Source organism: Avibacterium volantium (assembly GCF_049366555.1).
Taxonomy (GTDB): Bacteria; Pseudomonadota; Gammaproteobacteria; order Enterobacterales; family Pasteurellaceae; genus Avibacterium; species Avibacterium volantium_A.
On record NZ_JBMMGT010000081.1, the window covers coordinates 1 to 361 of the forward strand.

Below are 361 nucleotides of genomic sequence, written 5' to 3' on the forward strand. Positions count from 1 at the left end.
TGTGTTAGGTAAAAAACGATATTATTCTGTTGAGTTTAAATTAAAGGTTATTCAAGCTATCAAAAAAGGCCAGTGCTCCGCTGAAGCCGCCTGCTTTCGCTTTGATATCCCCAGTTCAGGGATAATTAGTCAATGGTTGCAACGCTTTGAAAAACAAGGTATAGATGGGTTATTACTCAAACCTAAAGGTCGTCCAAGTATGAAACTCAACTCACCTAAAATGCCACCAACGCCCAAAACAGAAGAAGAACGCTTGCGTTACCGAATTTTGGAATTAGAAGCGGAGAATGCAATGCTAAAAAAGTTGCAGGAACTCAACCAACAAAAAATGCAGAAAAAGCCGTCATCGTAAATGCCTTAC

General features: G+C 39.6%; 1 pseudogene. It reads left to right on the top strand.

What is annotated here, in order from left to right:
* Positions 1-361, top strand: a pseudogene (locus ACLS0A_RS11080) (helix-turn-helix domain-containing protein); the annotation flags it as partial.